General features: G+C 63.2%; 15 protein-coding genes and 1 pseudogene. 9 read left to right on the top strand and 7 right to left on the bottom strand.

Going from position 1 to position 17044, the window contains the following annotated elements:
* Window positions 1–71 precede the first annotated feature (71 nt).
* The 5 genes from ACTJKM_RS23980 (at window position 72) to ACTJKM_RS23960 (ending at window position 5150) form a co-directional block, all read left to right on the top strand.
* A complete protein-coding gene (locus ACTJKM_RS23980) occupies window positions 72–527 on the top strand; it encodes a nitrate reductase cytochrome c-type subunit (RefSeq protein WP_058322419.1) in 456 nt (151 codons plus the stop codon).
* 4 nt (window positions 528–531) lie between these two features.
* Window positions 532–1230: a NapC/NirT family cytochrome c gene (locus ACTJKM_RS23975; RefSeq protein ID WP_058327128.1), complete on the top strand. Its 699-nt coding sequence runs from the start codon at window positions 532–534 to the stop codon at window positions 1228–1230.
* Window positions 1231–1802: 572 nt separating this feature from the next.
* A complete protein-coding gene (locus ACTJKM_RS23970; protein ID WP_057253827.1) occupies window positions 1803–2225 on the top strand; it encodes a YciI family protein in 423 nt (140 codons plus the stop codon).
* 474 nt (window positions 2226–2699) lie between these two features.
* Window positions 2700–3548: a hypothetical protein gene (locus ACTJKM_RS23965; RefSeq protein WP_058327127.1), complete on the top strand. Its 849-nt coding sequence runs from the start codon at window positions 2700–2702 to the stop codon at window positions 3546–3548.
* A gap of 162 nt (window positions 3549–3710) precedes the next feature.
* Window positions 3711–5150 carry a DUF1254 domain-containing protein gene (locus tag ACTJKM_RS23960; RefSeq protein ID WP_058327126.1) on the top strand — a complete coding sequence of 480 codons (1440 nt, stop codon included), beginning with the start codon at window positions 3711–3713 and terminating at the stop codon, window positions 5148–5150.
* A 181-nt stretch (window positions 5151–5331) separates the two neighbouring features.
* Here the strand turns inward: ACTJKM_RS23960 and ACTJKM_RS23955 are convergent, their stop codons facing one another.
* On the bottom strand, window positions 5332–5688 hold the full coding sequence (locus tag ACTJKM_RS23955; RefSeq protein ID WP_057253833.1) for an antibiotic biosynthesis monooxygenase: 357 nt from the start codon (window positions 5686–5688) through the stop codon (window positions 5332–5334).
* A 125-nt stretch (window positions 5689–5813) separates the two neighbouring features.
* On the opposite strand from ACTJKM_RS23955, the gene ACTJKM_RS23950 reads away from it, so the two are divergent.
* The 3 genes from ACTJKM_RS23950 to ACTJKM_RS23940 all read left to right on the top strand — a co-directional run bounded on the left by ACTJKM_RS23950 (window position 5814) and on the right by ACTJKM_RS23940 (window position 9332).
* On the top strand, window positions 5814–6701 hold the full coding sequence (locus ACTJKM_RS23950) for a LysR family transcriptional regulator (protein ID WP_058327125.1): 888 nt from the start codon (window positions 5814–5816) through the stop codon (window positions 6699–6701).
* 112 nt (window positions 6702–6813) lie between these two features.
* Window positions 6814–7581 carry an adenylate/guanylate cyclase domain-containing protein gene (locus tag ACTJKM_RS23945; RefSeq protein ID WP_058327124.1) on the top strand — a complete coding sequence of 256 codons (768 nt, stop codon included), beginning with the start codon at window positions 6814–6816 and terminating at the stop codon, window positions 7579–7581.
* Window positions 7582–7766: 185 nt separating this feature from the next.
* Complete coding sequence (locus ACTJKM_RS23940; RefSeq protein WP_058327123.1) at window positions 7767–9332, top strand: sensor histidine kinase; 1566 nt, start codon at window positions 7767–7769, stop codon at window positions 9330–9332.
* 69 nt (window positions 9333–9401) lie between these two features.
* On the opposite strand, the gene ACTJKM_RS23935 is transcribed toward ACTJKM_RS23940, so the two are convergent.
* A complete protein-coding gene (locus tag ACTJKM_RS23935; RefSeq protein WP_058327122.1) occupies window positions 9402–9920 on the bottom strand; it encodes a GNAT family N-acetyltransferase in 519 nt (172 codons plus the stop codon).
* Window positions 9921–10387: 467 nt separating this feature from the next.
* On the opposite strand from ACTJKM_RS23935, the gene ACTJKM_RS23930 reads away from it, so the two are divergent.
* Window positions 10388–11584 (top strand): TCR/Tet family MFS transporter, encoded by a 1197-nt coding sequence (locus ACTJKM_RS23930; protein WP_057253842.1) that lies wholly within the window; start codon window positions 10388–10390, stop codon window positions 11582–11584.
* Window positions 11585–11759: 175 nt separating this feature from the next.
* Here ACTJKM_RS23930 and ACTJKM_RS23925 read toward each other — a convergent pair.
* The 5 genes and pseudogenes from ACTJKM_RS23925 to ACTJKM_RS23905 form a co-directional block, all read right to left on the bottom strand.
* A pseudogene (locus ACTJKM_RS23925) lies at window positions 11760–12026 on the bottom strand (GNAT family N-acetyltransferase); the annotation flags it as partial.
* Between the two features lie 571 nt (window positions 12027–12597).
* Entirely contained in the window at window positions 12598–13287 is a 690-nt protein-coding gene (locus ACTJKM_RS23920) for an RES family NAD+ phosphorylase (RefSeq protein ID WP_058327120.1), read from the bottom strand.
* Window positions 13284–13688 carry an antitoxin Xre-like helix-turn-helix domain-containing protein gene (locus tag ACTJKM_RS23915; RefSeq protein WP_058327119.1) on the bottom strand — a complete coding sequence of 135 codons (405 nt, stop codon included), beginning with the start codon at window positions 13686–13688 and terminating at the stop codon, window positions 13284–13286. Before ACTJKM_RS23915 ends, ACTJKM_RS23920 begins: the two co-directional genes overlap by 4 nt.
* A 201-nt stretch (window positions 13689–13889) precedes the next feature.
* On the bottom strand, window positions 13890–15647 hold the full coding sequence (locus tag ACTJKM_RS23910; RefSeq protein WP_058322432.1) for an adenylate/guanylate cyclase domain-containing protein: 1758 nt from the start codon (window positions 15645–15647) through the stop codon (window positions 13890–13892).
* 312 nt (window positions 15648–15959) lie between these two features.
* Window positions 15960–17009, bottom strand: coding sequence for an aldo/keto reductase (locus ACTJKM_RS23905; RefSeq protein ID WP_058327155.1), 1050 nt, complete (start codon window positions 17007–17009; stop codon window positions 15960–15962).
* Window positions 17010–17044: the final 35 nt, after the last annotated feature.

The raw sequence follows: 17044 nt of genomic DNA, 5'->3' as shown, positions 1-17044 counted from the left end.
CTCTTTGTTTCGGGACCGTTCCTCAGGCAAGACCGCTTCGCACCTTTGCTGGCCCGAAGCGGCCCGTCTGGATGGCGATGGCCGCCGGGCTGATGGTGTTCGTCACCACCGCCGCCGTGGCTCAAGTTGCGGAAAAGCTGGTGCCGCAGCTCGAAGGCCCGACGCCGCAGATGGCGACCGAGGCGGCGGCACCGCTGCCGAAATGGGTGGTCGACGACAAGCGCAAGATGCGCGCCTATCCCGACCAACCGCCGGTCATCCCGCATTCGATCGAGGGCTACGAACTTTCGGTCAATGCCAACCGCTGCCTTTCCTGCCACAAGCGCGAATTCACACAGGATTCGGGCGCGCCGATGATCAGCGTCACCCATTACATGACGCGCGACGGGCAGATGATCGCCGACGTTTCGCCGCGGCGCTATTTCTGCACGGCCTGCCATGTGCCGCAGGCTGACACCAGCCCGCTGGTGCCGAGCAATTTCAAGGACATGAGCGAGTTGGGCTTCAAGCCGGCCGGAAGCGAGTGACATCATGATCGCATGGATCAGGAAACTTATCCTCTGGGCCTGGCACATCATGGCGACGCCGGCCGGCACGCTGGGCTTGGGCTTCCTCACGCTCGGCGGCTTCATCGGCGGCGTCATGTTCTGGGGCGCCTTCAACACCGCGCTGGAACTCACCAACACCGAGAAGTTCTGCACCTCCTGTCACGAGATGCACGACAACGTCTACCAGGAGCTGACGCGCACCATCCACTTCTCCAACCGCTCCGGCGTGCGCGCCACCTGTCCGGATTGCCACGTGCCGCACCAGTGGACCGACAAGATCGCCCGCAAGATGCAGGCGTCGAAGGAGGTCTGGGGCAAGATCTTCGGCACCATCAACACAAGGTCGAAATTCCTCGAAAAACGGCTGGAACTGGCGCAGCACGAATGGGCGCGCATGAAGGCCAATGACAGCCTGGAATGCCGCAACTGCCACTCCTCCGTCGCCATGGACCTGCAGAAGCAGACGCAGCGGGCGGCCGAGATCCACACCCGCTATCTGCTTTCCGGCAAGGCGACCTGCATCGACTGCCACAAGGGCATTGCGCACGAACTGCCCAACATGGAAGGCATCGACCCCGGCTGGAAGATGCCGCCGGAGCTGGAAGGCAAGAAGATGGCCAACCAGACGCCGATCGACGACCTGCGGCAGGCGCTGGCGGAGCTGCATCAGCAGGTGCAGTAGCACGCTGTGGCCGAGGATTTCGGCCGGAGAGAACGCACGATGACAGAGGGCCATGCCGGCGCGGCGTGGCCCTTGTTCGTTCATTGGGCAGTGGGACGCCCATCAAGGCCTCCTCATTCCTGTGCTTGTCACAGGAATCCAGCCGCGCCGCGTCGGCGGCGCGAGAGATCTTCCAAATGTCGAGTGTTGGCACTCCATCTCCCGCCGTGCCGACGCACGGCGGCTGGATCTCTGTGACGAGCACAGAGATGAGGGTGGAGGGTGCTGCGACCGCCGAGCCTACGGAGCCTGCGAGGACGGGCAGCAATGGACAGGCTGGCCTTGGCTTTCCGTTCGCCTCCCTCCACATCATCATTTTTCCTGAAAAATTTCGCCAGCGATGTCGGACCCATCGTTGCCCGTTCGTCATTTAGCCAGGGAGGCCCATTCGGCTTCCTCCACCGGAGCGGGATAGGAAAAAAATCCGCGCGGGCCTTTCGCCCGCAAACCGCTCTCACTATCTGGGTTTCACCGCGCCGATACCCCCTTAGGGTCGCAACGACCGGGACCGGCGTGACAGAGGAGATTGGACGATGCGCGTAGTGGTTTTTGTAAAGGCGACCGAGGACAGCGAAGCGGGCAAGATGCCGACGACCGAGCTTCTCGAAGCCATGGGCAAGTACAATGAGGAACTGGTCAATGCCGGCATCATGCAGGCGGGCGAAGGCTTGCATCCTTCCTCCAAGGGCGCCCGCGTCGCCTTCGACGGGCCCAATCGACTGGTCATCGACGGCCCCTTCGCCGAGACCAAGGAACTGGTCGCCGGCTTCTGGATCTGGACCGTCAAGGACATGGACGAGGCGATCGCCTGGGTGAAGCGCTGCCCGAACCCGATGCCGGGCCCGAGCGAAATCGAAATCCGCCCGGTCTTCGAGGCCGCCGATTTCGGCGACGCGCTGACGCCCGAGATCGCCGCACAGGACGAGCGCCTGCGCGAGAAGATCGCCAAGCAGTAGGGACGTCACTCTGCTGACGCCTAAGGGCGGGCTTGCCCCTCTCCTCGGGTTTAACCCGAGGACTAACCCTCTCCCCGCCAAGCGGGGAGAGGGGACGAGCCCGGTTCGCGGCGTTTTCGAACGCGGCCGCAGTCAGGGTCAAACGGGGTTTAGTCGGGGGCAAACCAATTAGCCCGGAGTGAAACTGTGGCGCTTGTCGTCGAGGCGAGCGGGCGCCACGCGTGCCCTTCATCCCCGCGCGCGCGGGGAAGGTGGCCGGCAGGCCGGATGAGGGGCAAGCCCTCACCGGGCGGATGAGGGGCAGCCGCAAGTGTTGGGCGGTGAGCGGGAAGAAGCAGCCCGCATGTCGGATGAGCGGCTACCACAGTGTCCGAACCGTGGCGCCGTTAGCGGTCCGCTCCGTCGGTTTCCCGTAGAGATTGTATTAACCATATTTGCTTACCTATTCTCAGGGGTTTCAACCGGAGTGGGGCAATGGTCAGGGCGAGCGGTTTCGTCATTTTTCTTTTATCAAGTGTTCAGTTTGCGGCCGCCGCGGATATCGACGGTCCGCTGGTCGGGACGCAGGACGCCTATGAAGTGCCGGTGGAGCAAGCATCCGGCGGCATTGTCGGCTATATCGAGGGCTCCTATGGCGCCGGCGTCGATACACCCGGCGATATCGATACGGATGCATGGGACCTGCGCGGCGCCGTGAACTTCGATGCCGGTGCCGGCCTGAACCTGCAGGTCGATCTCGGCTACACGCGCGCGTCCTATGAAGACGTCGATACCAACAGCTATGACGGCGCGCTGCACGGCTACTACCGCAACGATCTCTATGCGGCAGGCGTCTTTGTGCAAGGCGCGCGCCTCGACCCGGGCATTGGCGTCGACCTCAACGATTACATGGGTGGCCTCGAAGGGGCCTATTTTCTCGATACCTGGACGCTGCATGGTGCGGTCGGCTACGGCCAGGCGAGCGTGGAAGACTTCGACGACATCGACGCCGATCATTACATGGGCTCGCTCGGTGCCCGCATTTACGCGACCGACAACCTGCGCTTCGACGTCGACGGCTCGCTTCATCGCATGAGCGAAAACGACCTGGATTACGATCTGCGCAGCCTGAAGCTGACGGCCAACTACCGGCTGGACGCTTTCCCGGTCACGCTCTTTGCCGGCTACAAATACACCAATGAGGAGCTGTCGGGGCTGAGCGCCTCGGTCTCCGGTGACACGAGCACCATCTTCGGGGGCCTGCGCTTCTCCTACGGTTCCGCGACGCTTAAGGAAGAAGAGCGCCTCGGCCCGGTCTGGTCCAGCAACCGCCTGTCGTTCTGATTGGCTGCTTGGCAGTCGCATCTCGTGCTGCCCCGCGAGTCGGGGCAGCTGATCGCAGCAAATGCCGCTAGCTCGCGTGAAATTCACACGGATACAATGCCTAGTAGCATTATTTAGTATGTGCTAACCTCTCGTCGCCATGAGGGCAAGAGGGAGGCGAATATGGACATGACACGTCGTGCCGTCGCTTTGGGAGGCGCTGGCCTGCTCGCAACGGTTTCAACTTTACCTGCGAATGCTCTGGAATCTCCGCTGATCGATCCGGTCGAGGCGGCTGACGAATTCTGGCTGGCGGTGGAAGCCTATATCTACGGCTATCCGCTGGTGACGACGGAAATGACCCGCCGCGTCGTCACCAATGTGGCACAGCCTGAGGGCAGCAAGGGGCCGATGGGGCATATCATCAAGCTTAGGGAGTATCCGAACGCTTCCTTCAAGGACGTGACCGCGCCGAACGCCGATACGCTTTATACGACGGCCTTCGTCGACGTCAGCAAGGAGCCCTGGGTGCTGTCGATCCCGGACATGAAGGATCGCTACTTCCTGTTCCCGATGCTCGACGGCTGGACGACGGTGTTTCAGGTGCCGGGCAAGCGGACGACCGGCGACGGGGCGCAGTCCTACGCGATCACCGGGCCCGGCTGGCAGGGCACCATTCCCGACGGCGTGACCGAATACAAGTCGGCAACGAGCGTCGTCTGGATCCTCGGTCGCATCTATTGCGATGGCTCGCCCGAGGACTATGCGGCGGTTCACGCGCTGCAGGATCAGTGCAAGCTCTCGCCGCTCAGCGCCTATGGCAAGGACTGGACGCCACCGGCGGGCAAGATCGACCCGACCATCGACATGAAGACGGCGGTGCGCGAACAGGTCAACCGCATGGACGCGGTCGAGTACTTCACATTGCTCTGCGAACTGATGAAGACCAATCCGCCGACGGCTGCGGATGCGGAAGCGGTCGCCAAGTTCGCCGAGATCGGCATCGTGCCCGGCAAGGATTTCGACAAGAGCAAGCTGGATGCCGCTTTCATCTCGCGCATTCCCGCCATGGCGTTCCATCGCATCATGCTGCATTTCAAGTTCAGCGATGGCGACGTTCAGGACATCAATGGCTGGGGCTTTACCACCAAGACCGGCATCTACGGCACGGGCTATCTGCAGCGCGCACTGATCACGGCGATCGGTCTCGGTGCCAATCGTCCTCAGGATGCGATCTATCCGACGTCGCTGAAATCCAAGGACGGCCTCTTCTCTCGCGCCTACCACGGCGCGAACAAGTACGTCATCACCTTCGCGAAGGGGCAATTGCCGCCGGTGCGCGGTTTCTGGTCGATCACCATGTATGACGAGGACTACTTCTTCGTCGACAATCCGATCAATCGCTATTCGATCAGCGCACGCGTCAGCCCCAAGGCCAATGCCGACGGGTCGACGGAGATCTACATCCAGAACGAAACGCCCGGAGCTGACAAGGAGAACAACTGGCTGCCCGCGCCGAAGGGCAAGTTCATCCTGATGATGCGGCTCTACTGGCCCGACGACAGCCCGCCCTCCATTCTCGACGGCTCCTGGGTCATCCCGCCGGTGAAGAAGGCGGGATGATAGAGGCGCTATAGCACTTTGAATTGCTGTATGTTTTTGTCCTTTAATCGGGTACGATTAAAGGAAACATGCAGTAGCGCCGCGCGTCTTGTCAGACGCGCAAAGGTCGCTGTAGCACTTTGAATTGCTGCATGTTTTTGTCCTTTAACCGGGTACGGCTAAGGGAAACATGCAGCAGCGATCAGGCCACGGATACGCGCTTCGGCAGGACGAGATCGCCGACCGAGTAGGTGTGAAACTCGCTCCGGGAGACCTCGTCCAGCTTCCGGAACTTCTCCACGAACACCGGGTCGGAGAAGAACTCACCGACATTTCCGGTTCCCTGGATTGCCTCGACATTGACGACCGTCTGTCCGTCCGTGCTCTTCGCCAAAGTGCTCCACAGGAACCCTTCCTTCCGCTCGGCGACGTAGTGCACAACGTCCTGGATGATCGCGAAGGCTTCCTCCTGCTTGCCGGGGTGAGCGTGGATGACGTTGACGACAAAGGTCGTCGGAGCGGGGGAAGCTGAGAAGGTGGGGGTAAGGCTCGTATTCATGGGGCTCTCCATTTGAACATCGCAGCGCATCGACCGCGACGACATCTGGATATCGAGGGAGAAATAGCGGATAAACGAGCGGGTATTCTCATCACTTCGGAAAGTAATTCCGCAATCGGCAGACGATGGACAAGCTCGGAACGCTCAGCATTTTCATTCAGGTCGCAGAGGCAGGCAGCTTCGTGGCCGCCGGCCATCGGCTCGGCCTTTCGGGTTCTGCGGTCGGCAAGGCCATCGCGCGGCTCGAAGACGAGATGGGCGTGCGTCTCTTCAATCGGTCGACGAGAAGCATGGCGCTGACCGAGGACGGGAGCTTCTTTCTCGATACCTGTCGCCGCATCCAATCCGAATTCGAGGCAGCCCAGGCGCAGCTGTCGCGGTCGCACGCGACACCGCGCGGCCAGCTTCGTGTCAGCCTGCCCTTGGCCGGCATGCTCCTGATGCCGACCATATCGGATTTCATGCGAGCCTACCCATTGATCAACCTCGACCTCGATTTCACCGATCGGCTGGTCGACGTCATCGAGGAGGGCTTCGATGCCGTCATCCGAACAGGCGAGGTCAAGGATACGCGCCTCATGAGCCGCAAGCTCGGGACGTTCCGGCACAGGATCGTCGCGGCGCCGGAGTATCTCGCCGCGCACGGTCGGCCGAAGGTGCCGGAAGACCTGCTCGGGCATCGCTGCCTCCATCACCGGTACGCGAACTCCGGCCGCCTCGAACCCTGGCCGCTCGTTCGTGACGGGCGCGAGGTCAAGCTCGATCTGCCCGTGACCACGGTTGCGAGCACACTCGAGCCCTTGATCTTCCTGGCGGAGCGATCCTTCGGCATCACCTGTCTGCCGCCGTTCGCCGTGTCGTCGGAACTGGCGGAAGGCAAGCTGGTATCGCTGCTGGAGGATTGCCTTCGCGAAACGGGCACATTCCGCGTGCTGTGGCCGACCAATCGATATCTCTCGCCAAAGGTCCGTGCCTTCGTCGACTTCATGGCCGCGAACCTGTTTGCCGAGTAACGGCCGGGCCGTACGGCAGGCGCCTTGTATTATTCCAGCCGTTGCTAAAGCGCGACAAATGGCAGAAGCTCCGTCTACGCCACTTTGGCCATGTGAGCCGGAGACGCAGACCATGACCGAAGCCTCTACCATGCAGCCGGCCAATCGCGGCGACGCCAGGATCTGCCGCGGATGCTGGGACCAGATGCACATGCCGATCCCCATTCGCGGGCCGCTGGCGCTGCCGTTTCGTGCCTTTGGCATCACCCGCAGCAAGATGAACCCGAACATCTGCACGATCTGCGAACGCTCCTTCCGTTACGTCAAGAAGCAGAGTCACGTAGCGGCAAGCGCGACCATTCTTTTTGCCGACATCCGCGGCTTCACCCATTTGTCCGAGCGCATCGAGCGCATCAGGCTCAGCGAAATCGTCAGCCTGTTTCAGGATCGCTGCGCCGAGGCGATCTGGGCGCATGACGGCATCGTCAACAAGCAGATGGGCGACGGGCTGATGGCGATCTTCAATTTTCCCATTATCAGGAAGGATCACGCAGAAGCCGCGATCCGGGCGGCGCTCGATATCCAGCGGCTTTGCGCGCAAGCACTCGGCAGCCTGGACCTCGACGGGCTGGGTGAGCAACCGCTCGGTGTCGGGGTCGGCATTCACTCGGGCGAGGTCGAGATCGGCGAGTTCTCGAGCTTCCGCAGCGATTTCACCGCGATCGGCGGCACGGTCAACCTGGCGTCGCGGCTTGAATCCCAGGCCGAGGCGGGCGAGATCCTGATCTCGACCGAGACCGCCGCTGAGGCGGCAGCGCTCACGATGGGCGCCGGAACCCGGCTGCTTGTCCTGAAGGGCATCGACCAGCCGGTGGAGGCGAGGGTGCTGGCGGCGCACTGATCCGGCGCACCGTTGCAACTGGAGGGAGCCCACTCGCCGAAATGGTGTATAGAGGGAGATTGCACTGAGGCGATAGGGGTAGGCCCGGAGCAAGCTGCCAGCAGTTGGCGCGGATTTGCGCGACAACGTCCTTTGCACGGCTGCCGCTGCGCCCTTGGGTGTCTCGTCGGGAAGGGAGCGCCTCGATGACCATCGCGCACGATCAAAGCCGGGAACAGATGAAGGCCGAGCTGGAAGACAGCGAGCGGCTGCAGGCCATCAGCCTCGAACTGATCAAGGACGGGCGACCGCAGGCCGTCTACGAGACCATTTTGGATGGTGCGGCCGCCATCATGCGCTCGCAATTCGCCAGCCTGCAGATGCTGGATGCCGACCGGGGCGCCGCTGGAGAGCTACGCCTGCTTTCCCATCGCGGCTTCAGCGACGAGGCCGCGCAATTCTGGCATTGGGTCAGCATGGACCGGGCTTCCACCTGCGCGCTCGCCCTGCGCACCGGGCGGCGCGTCGTCGTTTCGGATGTCGAAACCGCTGCGTTCATGCAGGGTACGGCGGATCTGGCCCATTACCGGCAGAGCGGGATCCGCGCCGTGCAGACCACGCCGCTCCATTCCCGCGTCGGAACGCTCATCGGGATGTTGTCGACCCATTGGGCGCATGTGCACCGACCGAAGGAGCGGGAACTGCGTCTCCTCGACGTGCTGGCACGACAGGCGGCCGACCTGATCGAGCGCGAGAAGACGGAGACGGCGCTTCGGGCGAGCGAGGAACGGTTGCGGACGGCGGTGGAGGTCGGCGGTCTGGGGCTCTGGGACTGGAATGTCCTAACCGGAGAGGTGCATTGGAGCGACGAGTATTTTCGCATGCTGGGTTACGGGGTGGACGAGGTGACGCCCAGCTATGAAAACTGGTCCGCGCGCATCCACCCGGATGACCGGGCGGAGACCGAGGCCTTGCTGCAGCACGCGCGGGAGGCCCGCACAGAGTTCGTCACGGAGTTTCGCACCCTGCATCCGAATGGCGCCGTTCGCTGGCTGCACGGCCGCGGCCGTTTCTTCTACGATCAAGGCGGGCAGGCGATCCGCATGGTGGGCGCGATGACCGACACCACCGAGCGGCGGCAATGGGAAGACCGCCAGAAGGCGCTGGTTGCCGAGCTGCAGCATCGCACCCGAAACCTCATGGCGGTTGTCCGGGCCGTTGCCGAAACCACCGCCCGCAGAGCCAAGGACCTGCCGGATTTCAGCGCGCATTTTCGCAGCCGCCTGTCGGCGCTGGCCAGGGTCCAGGGCCTGTTGTCGCGCCTGGCCAACCAGCAGCGGGTCACCTTCGATGAGCTGCTCCGGGCAGAACTGGCGGCGGTGGATGCGGATATGGGGCGTGTGCGGCTGGACGGTCCCAGCGGCGTGAAGCTGCGTTCGTCGACGGTGCAAACGCTGACCATGGCCCTTCATGAACTGGCCAACAATGCCGTCAAGTACGGTGCCTTGGGTCAGGCCGGTGCAGCACTTTCCGTTCGCTGGCATGTCGAGGCCGGGCAGGATCAAAAGCTCTGGCTTCACATCGACTGGCACGAAAGCGGCGTGCGCATGGCGCCGGCAACCGGTGCCGGCGAGGGCATCGGGCACGGGCGCGAACTGATCGAGCGGGCGCTGCCCTACCAGCTTGAGGCGAGAACGAGCTTCGCCCTTGGGCCGGATGGCCTGCGCTGCACCATCTCCATGCCGGTCTCCGAGCTCAACATGGCTCGATGAGGCAGGCTTCGACACTGTTCTGCAACCTTGCTCTGCCACTGCGAAGACACATCGCGAGGGGGGACGCGACTACCCGGCCAGAGGGGCTTCCATGAAGATGAGATGGTTGCGCAGTTCGGGAGGTGCTTTGTAGTAGGGTGCGATCTCCTGGAATCCCAGGGAGCGGTAGAGGCTCAACGCCTCATCGTGGTTGCGGCCGGTATCCAGCCGCATGGCGGCATAGCCCCGCTCGGTTGCCACGCGCACGAGGGCCTCGGCGAGACGGCGGCCCAGCCCCAAGCCTCGGCCCTCCGGGCTGATGAACATTCGCTTCATCTCGCATGTACGTTCGTCGATCCGCTGCATCATCACACAGCCGACCACCTTTCCGTTCAGGCGGGCAACAAGAATCTCCCCATCTGGAGCCGAATGGATTTTCGGCAGGCTGTCCAGGAGTGCGGCCCATTGTTCCGGCGTGTAGTACCGGTCGACGAACCAGGCGTTTTCGCCATAGCGCGATCGGCACCAGTCGAGGAAGCCGTTGCACAAGGATCGAATGGCAGGAAAGTCGTCAGCTTCGGCCGGGCCGATCTCGGAGTTCTGTTCCATCGCTGCGCTCCACTCACGAATTCTGCATCGGAAAGCGGGCGCTCCGTCCCGAGTTCCGCGGCCACCGAAAGGGAGGCCACAGTCGGGCCGGGCTCAAGGACTTGTCCGCTCTGACGAATGTCGTGGTTTCTGCCGCAACTGTAGTCGAAAAAGGCCCTGTTGACCATTTGCCGGTGCTGAGCGCGGCGCGCTTCTGCTTCCGCAAAAACGTGGGGCTTGCCGCGTCCCGCCATCCGGTGTTAATTGCATGCCATCGCGAAAAGCGACTGCTTCCCTTGATCCGCTCAGTGGCGGAGTAAACAGGTGGACGAATCCACGTCCAGGCAGTCAAGCACACGCCATCCCTGCCGTTTGAGCACGGATCGGCCAGCGTTTCCCAAAACCTATCGCCTGCATCGTCAGGTCACCCAATCGCAAGGCATCGGCGCCTCTTGGCGTGGGCGTGCTTGCGTTGATCGGAACGCATCATGAAGAAATCCCTCATCGTCATTTTTACTGCCATTGTGCTCGATGCCGTGGGCATCGGCCTCATCTTTCCCATCCTGCCTTCGCTGCTGAAGGACGTGATCCATGCCGACAACGTGGCGCCCTATATCGGCACGATGACCGCGCTCTACGCGGTCATGCAGTTCATCTGCGCGCCGGTGCTGGGTGCGCTCAGCGATCGGCTGGGCCGCCGGCCCGTGCTCTTGATCTCGCTCGCGGGTGCTGCGGTCAACTATCTGTTCCTCGCCTTTGCGCCCAATCTCTGGATGCTCTTTGCGGGCCGTGCGATCGCCGGGCTGACGAGCGCCAACATGTCGGTCGCAACCGCCTACCTCACCGACATCACGCCCGAGGACAAGCGTGCGCAGCGCTTCGGCCTGTTCAACGCCATGTTCGGCATCGGCTTCATCATCGGCCCGGTTCTCGGCGGCGTGCTCGGCGACCACTGGCTGCGTTTGCCCTTCGTCGCCGCGGCGGTCCTGAACGGCTGCAATTTGGCTCTGGCGTACTTCGTGCTGCCGGAGTCGCGCGCACCGAGCCGCGAGAGGATCGACCTTGCCGCGCTCAACCCGCTTCGGCCGCTGCGCTGGGTGTTCTCGGTGAAGAGCGTGCTGCCGATCGTCTTTCTCTTCCTGATCTTCAGCGCCACGGGCGAGGCCTATGGCACCTGCTGGGCGCTCTGGGGCAGCGAGACGTTCCAGTGGAACGGGCTCTGGATCGGCCTATCGCTCGGCGCCTTTGGCGTCTGCCAGACGTTTGCCCAGGCGGTTCTCCCGGGACCGGCCGTAAAACGCTTCGGCGAGCGCGGCGCCATTCTGGTGGGCGTCGCCGGCGTCTGCGTTGCCCTGACCGTCATGGCCTTTGCGACCGAGGGCTGGATGATCTTCGCGATCATGCCGGTCTTTGCGCTCGGCGGCATCGGCGTGCCGGCGCTGCAATCGCTCGCGACCCGGCAGGTCGACGAGAACCAGCAGGGCCAGTTCCAGGGCGTGCTGGCCTCGGCCGTGAGCCTGGCATCGATCATCAGTCCGCTCGCGTTCTCGAGCATCTACTTCGTCGTTCGCGCGCAATGGCCGGGCGCGATCTGGCTTTCGGTCGTCGTCGTTTATGCGCTGGGCGGGCTGCTGGTTCTCGGCCTGCGCCTGACGAAACCGGTGGCGGCCTCAGTCGCGTCATAACGCCCCGCGGGGCATGTGGATGGGATCGCAATGATCCCATCCGCTGCCGAGCGGGACGATGCTCCGAGGGGCTATTTCGATGGGCGATCCAGCGCATCACCTTCTCCTCGCCGAGCATCATGCCGGTCTCGCGGAAACCGAAGCGGTGATAAAGGGCGTGGGCGCGGGTGTTTTCCGGGTAGACGCCGAGATAGATGTCGCCGCATTCGGGGATGCCGGCCATATGTTCCAGCAGGGCGGCAAGCGCCTTGACACCGTAGCCCTTGCCCTGGTGGCGGGCGTCGATCATCAGGCGGTAGATCCAGTGGTTGCCGTCATCCGGATCGAGCGCATACATGGCGAAGCCGACGGGGGCGCCTTCGATCATCACGGCAAAGCCGACGCATTCGGGGCGTTCGGCGAGTTCTTCCAGCGACTCCTCGTTGCTGGCGATGAAATCCATCTGGCTTTCATGCACGTCCAGTTTTCGGATGGCGTCGGGATCGACGGCATCGACGGGTAGAAGCGTTATCGTCATTCGTTTCCTCATGGTTGACGCCGGGCCCGCGTGGAGCGAGGCGGTTGCCGCGTGCCCCTCATCCGCGCGGTGAGGGATTTGCCCTCATCCGCACGGTGAGGATTGCCCCCTCATCCGCCTGCCGGCACCGTCTCCCGCCTGCGGGGAGACGGGACGCTGTGGCGCTTGCCTGTGTCCATCTCTAGCGTTTGCAGGTCGCGCCGATCCTGTCTGGTCGCAGCCTTCAACGGGCTACGGCGAGGCGGGACGCTTACCGTTTCCCTCTCCCCACAGGCGGGGAAAAGGGGAGGGTGAGGGGCAGATTTGCGCGACGCGTGGCGCGTGTTCCGCCGGGCAAAGGCGCCAATAACAATTTGATTTATAAGTTGTTTCTGTTCAGGCCGAATCCGGTCCCGGCAAGTCTAGCGCCGGAATCCGGAAAGGCAAGTCCTTGTCGTTAGGCTGCATTGCGGGAACATTGCGGCTCGCTGTCGCGGGCGGCTTATGTGCCGGCCGATCAATCCTCGTCCAGAATGCGCGGCTCGGGCGCGCCCGACCATTGAAAGGTGATGGTGCGGCCCTGGCGGATGTTCTGGATGACGGCGGGGCGGAAGACGGCGAGGCATTCGCCCTCGGGGTCGCGGGCGGAAGGGTAGATCAGGCCGTTGCCGCCTTCCGCCAGAATGGTGGCGGCGAGCGCCTGGCCGGCGGGGTAGGCGACCGTGGTATCGGGATCGAGATAGGCGGCTCCCTTTTCTCCGCGCGCATCATGAAAGCGGCAGGTGAAGCCGGCGATCAGTTCGCGGTAGCGGCCGATGTCGTGAAAGCTGCCGGCTTCGCTGAGCGCCCGGGTGCGGTGATAGACGATTTCCGCCTGGCAGGTTTGAAGCGCGCGCGGGCCGAAGGCGCAATACCAGGCGCCGCGCTCCTCGCCGTTGAAGCGGTTGCCCGGCGGGCGCGCATGGCAGAAGGCGGCATTGATCAGCGACCAGCCGTAGCCGAAGGTCTCGTTCAGCAGTTCGGCCGGATCGACGCCGACAGGCAGGGCGAGGGGGCTGAGGCGCGCCGAGGTCATAGCCTCCAGCCGGTTGAGGATTTCGATCTCGTCGTCATCGTCGGCGAGCGGCTTGACGGCGGGCTCGTCAATATAGGCGGTCGAGATCAGCCGGACGGTCGCCGGCTCGTTGAAATCGATCTCGGGTATCATAGGCCGCCGCGCAGGCCATCGAGATAGCGTCGCACCTTCAGCATCACCGGAATGCCGCCCTCGATCATCAGATCGACGGGCGAGTGGCCATTGAACAGCGGGCCGGTATTGACCGCCTTCGGCCATTGATAGGTGAGTGGGCCGTTGAAGAAGAGCCGCAGCCCCTTGAAGATGCCGACGATCAGGCTCGCGCGCATGCGCTTGTCCTGGTCAAGCCTGCCCTTGAAGTCACCCGCCTTCATGCGGTTCCAGGTGGCGATCGGCACGTCGAACAACTGGGCCGCCTCTCTGTTGGTGAGGTTCCAGAGGTCGCAGGCTTTGACCACGGCCTTGACGATGACAGCCTCTTCTTGCCGGGCCGTTTGCCGATCAGGGGCGAAAGCCGATTGAGCGTTGGCCATGGTCGTCTCCTATGCCGCGACTTCGTGTATCATATGATATGAAATGGCGATGCTCGGCGAGAAGTCAAGGGGCGATGGCGGCGTTTGCTGTGCGGGGTGCTGCCGGAGAGACATCACCGCCGAGGCTCCGGCTGGATCGGAATTTTCCTGCGTGCGTGCCTCTGATGGGGAGCGATCGGTTCTCGAGGTCGATCCAACCCGTCAATTCAGGCCGGCACGGGCAAGTCCCTCGATCAGACGCGCCCGATCCTCGGCGCGAACGAAAGAAGATGTTGCTGCGACGGCGTCCCGTGAGATGTCAGGGACTAGCGACTTCAGCCGTCCGAGCAAGTCCGTGGCAGCCTCCTGGTTGTCCAGAAGTCCGGCACAGGCCGTGCCGATGATCAGCGGAACCGCGTGGCCGGACCGCAAGCGATGCGCCTCCCGTGCGTAACTCAATCCAAGTTCGTAATTCGCGCCCTGGAAATAAGCCATGGCGTAGTAAAACTGAAAGTCGCCGAGAAAAGCCTCGCGCGGGCTCAGTCTGAGGGCGTAGTCGATGCAAGGAATGGCGTCCGCCGCGCGGCCCCCGTTGGCATGCGCAAGCCCCAACTGGCCGTGCGCAAACGCGGAGTTGGGGTTGATCGCGACAGCCTGGCTGATCGCTGCCATCGCCAGGACATTGTCACGCGTCGCAAAGGCTATCATCGCCTGCGCAAGGTAAGTCCACTGTTCCTTATCGTCCGCGGCAATAGCTTGTTGGACGAAATCCCTGGCAAGGGCCAGGGCGTACCCCATGTCCTCCCACCCCTGGAACGCGCGCCACACGGTAATCCAACCTTTCATCGCGAGCGCCTGGGCATAACCGGGAGCCAGTCCGATTGCCCGATCGAGTAGGGGGAGCATCTTGCCGCTGCTCTCCTCAGACAACTGGGAACATAGGAACACCGCCCGCACGACACATTCCCAAGCATCAAGGCCATGATGCGGCTTGGGGCTTTCGCGGGCATGCTCTGCCGCCAGGAGTTCCGGCCCGATGCGGCCGACGACGCTTGCAGTGATTTCGTCCTGAATGACGAAGATGTCGCCGAGGTCGCCGTCGTACCTCTCGGCCCAGAGTTGGACTTCGGAGGCCGCATCGATGAGCTGCGCGGTCACCCTTACCCGGTTGCCGGACTTGCGCACACTCCCCTCGAGAATATAGCGGATCCCGAGTTCGCGCCCGATGGCGCGCACATCCACGGGCTTTCCCTTGTAGGTGAACATCGTGTTGCGGGCGATCACGAAGAAGCCCTTGAGCTTGGATAGCGCGGTGGTGATGTCCTCGGTGAGTCCATCGCTGAAGAAGTCCTGCTCCGGGTCGGCGCTCATGACGTTGAACGGCAGCACGGCAATGGATGGTCGATCCGGAAGTGCGGGCCTGGGCGATACCGTTCCTGCGGTCGTCCTTTCCAGAAGGGGGCGGTACAGTCGCACCGGCCGCTCCATGTTCTTGAGCGCGCGTTCGCCGAGGTACTCGTAGCCGCAGTCAAGCTTGCCCGGGAGGTGATCGTACGCCGTGCCGGAAATGCAAATGCCGCCTGGATCCGCCAAGGTCTGGAGGCGGGCCGCGATGTTGACGCCATCGCCGTAGAGATCCCCATCAACCTCATGGATCACATCACCGAGATTGACGCCGATCCGGAAGATGATGCGTCGCTCCGTCGGGATATCGGCCTGGTTCTCGGCAACCCCCTTCTGGATGGCGACCGCGCACGCGACGGCATCGACGACCGAGCCGAACTCCACGAGCGCACCGTCGCCCATCAGCTTGACAATACGGCCCTGATGGTCGGCCAGCAGCGGATCGATCACCTCCCGGCGCAGAACCTTGAGGGCCGACACCGTCCCGGCCTCGTCATGTTCGACGAGGTGGGAATAGCCGACGACATCAGCGGCCAGGATCGCGGCCAGCCGCCGCTCTGCTCTTGCAGTTGCCATGGCTGTCTCCCCCTCAGGAGATCCGCCGGATGAAGCCAGGCAATTGACGCGACATGCACCATCCGGCTGCCCGAAACCGCGACCGTGCTGGTTCATGATACCACTGAGACGGTCGTATAGCGACGCTTCACGAGAGTACCGCCTTCAGCAGGAACAGGATCCGCGAAGCGGTCGCTGCAAAGGTCTGTTGCCGTCCAATGGAGAAGGAAGGTCGGTTTTCCTCACGAGATCGCGTCGGCCTTCATCGGAATCTTGTGGCACTTGCTCCATGATGCTGAAGAGGCGTTGGCGAGCCGGATAGGGCACCTTCCTCTACAAATGCGGCCCCAGCAGCGAGAGATCCGCTTCGCCGAGCCGGTCCTTGGCGCTCCGGAGCTGGTGCCAGTAGGGATAGATCACCGGCGGCAGGCTGACGGCGTCGAGCAGTTCCTTTTCCTCGTCGGAAAGCTTCAGGCCGGCGGCGGCGAGGTTGTCGCTGAACTGTGCTTCCGTGCGGCCGCCGATGATGACGGACGTGACGCCCTTGCGGCCGATCAGCCAGGCGAGCGCGACCTGCGCCGGCGAGACGCCGCGTTCGCCTGATATCGCGCCCAGCATGTCGACGATCTTCCACAGCCGCTCCTCGTCGCGGATCGGCGGCTCGTTCCAGCCGGCAAGCTGGCGCGTTCCCTCTGATGTCTCGCCCCGCCGGTGCTTGCCCGAGAGCAGGCCGCCTGCAAGCGGGCTCCAGACGAGCACGCCGAGCCCCTGATCGATCGAGATCGGCATCAGTTCGTATTCGGCCTCGCGGGCTTCCAGCGTATAGTGGATCTGCTGGCTGACGAAGCGCTGCCGGCCCTCGAGCGCGCTGATGCCGAGCGCCTTCATGATGTGCCAGCCGGAATAGTTGGAGCAGCCGATGTAGCGGACCTTGCCGCTTCGGACGAGGCTGTCGAGCGCTTCCATCGTTTCTTCCAGCGGCGTCTGGCCATCCCATTCATGCACCTGGTAGAGATCGATGACGTCGGTCTTCAGCCGCTTCAGGCTCGCCTCGCAGGCGGCGATCAGATGGTGGCGCGAGAGGCCGCCGTCGTTCGGTCCGGGCCCCATGGAGAAGCGTGCCTTGGTGGCGACCAGCACGCCGTTCTTGCGCTTGCCGCCAAGCACCTCGCCGATGATCTCCTCTGAGTAGCCGATCGAATAGATATCGGCGGTGTCGATCAGGTTGACGCCGGCGTCGAGGCAGAGATCGACGTAGCGGCGGGCGTCCTTGAGGCCGACATTGCCGACCTCGGCGAACTTGCCGCGGCCGCCAATCGTCATCGTGCCCATGGTGATAACAGAGATTTTCAGGCCGGAGCGGCCGAGCAGCCGGTATTCCATGGTCTCGGATCCTTTGCTGATGCGCTGGGAAAGCA

This window comes from Ensifer sp. 22460, assembly GCF_052044935.1.
Classification (GTDB): Bacteria; Pseudomonadota; Alphaproteobacteria; order Rhizobiales; family Rhizobiaceae; genus Ensifer.
The sequence above is the reverse complement of the archived record's forward strand: the minus strand, read 5'-3'. Positions and strand labels throughout refer to the sequence as shown.

Bases quoted from the DNA above. Each gene is read 5' to 3' on its own strand.
- ACTJKM_RS23960 (WP_058327126.1), top strand. From the start codon at position 3,711: ATGGACATGACACGTCGTGCCGTCGCTTTGGGAGGCGCTGGCCTGCTC.
- ACTJKM_RS23980 (WP_058322419.1), top strand. From the start codon at position 72: ATGGCGATGGCCGCCGGGCTGATGGTGTTCGTCACCACCGCCGCCGTG.
- ACTJKM_RS23975 (WP_058327128.1), top strand. From the start codon at position 532: ATGATCGCATGGATCAGGAAACTTATCCTCTGGGCCTGGCACATCATG.
- ACTJKM_RS23935 (WP_058327122.1), bottom strand. From the start codon at position 9,920: ATGGAACAGAACTCCGAGATCGGCCCGGCCGAAGCTGACGACTTTCCT.
- ACTJKM_RS23970 (WP_057253827.1), top strand. From the start codon at position 1,803: ATGCGCGTAGTGGTTTTTGTAAAGGCGACCGAGGACAGCGAAGCGGGC.
- ACTJKM_RS23945 (WP_058327124.1), top strand. From the start codon at position 6,814: ATGACCGAAGCCTCTACCATGCAGCCGGCCAATCGCGGCGACGCCAGG.
- ACTJKM_RS23965 (WP_058327127.1), top strand. From the start codon at position 2,700: ATGGTCAGGGCGAGCGGTTTCGTCATTTTTCTTTTATCAAGTGTTCAG.
- ACTJKM_RS23930 (WP_057253842.1), top strand. From the start codon at position 10,388: ATGAAGAAATCCCTCATCGTCATTTTTACTGCCATTGTGCTCGATGCC.
- ACTJKM_RS23905 (WP_058327155.1), bottom strand. From the start codon at position 17,009: ATGGAATACCGGCTGCTCGGCCGCTCCGGCCTGAAAATCTCTGTTATC.
- ACTJKM_RS23940 (WP_058327123.1), top strand. From the start codon at position 7,767: ATGACCATCGCGCACGATCAAAGCCGGGAACAGATGAAGGCCGAGCTG.
- ACTJKM_RS23950 (WP_058327125.1), top strand. From the start codon at position 5,814: ATGGACAAGCTCGGAACGCTCAGCATTTTCATTCAGGTCGCAGAGGCA.
- ACTJKM_RS23910 (WP_058322432.1), bottom strand. From the start codon at position 15,647: ATGGCAACTGCAAGAGCAGAGCGGCGGCTGGCCGCGATCCTGGCCGCT.
- ACTJKM_RS23915 (WP_058327119.1), bottom strand. From the start codon at position 13,688: ATGGCCAACGCTCAATCGGCTTTCGCCCCTGATCGGCAAACGGCCCGG.
- ACTJKM_RS23955 (WP_057253833.1), bottom strand. From the start codon at position 5,688: ATGAATACGAGCCTTACCCCCACCTTCTCAGCTTCCCCCGCTCCGACG.
- ACTJKM_RS23920 (WP_058327120.1), bottom strand. From the start codon at position 13,287: ATGATACCCGAGATCGATTTCAACGAGCCGGCGACCGTCCGGCTGATC.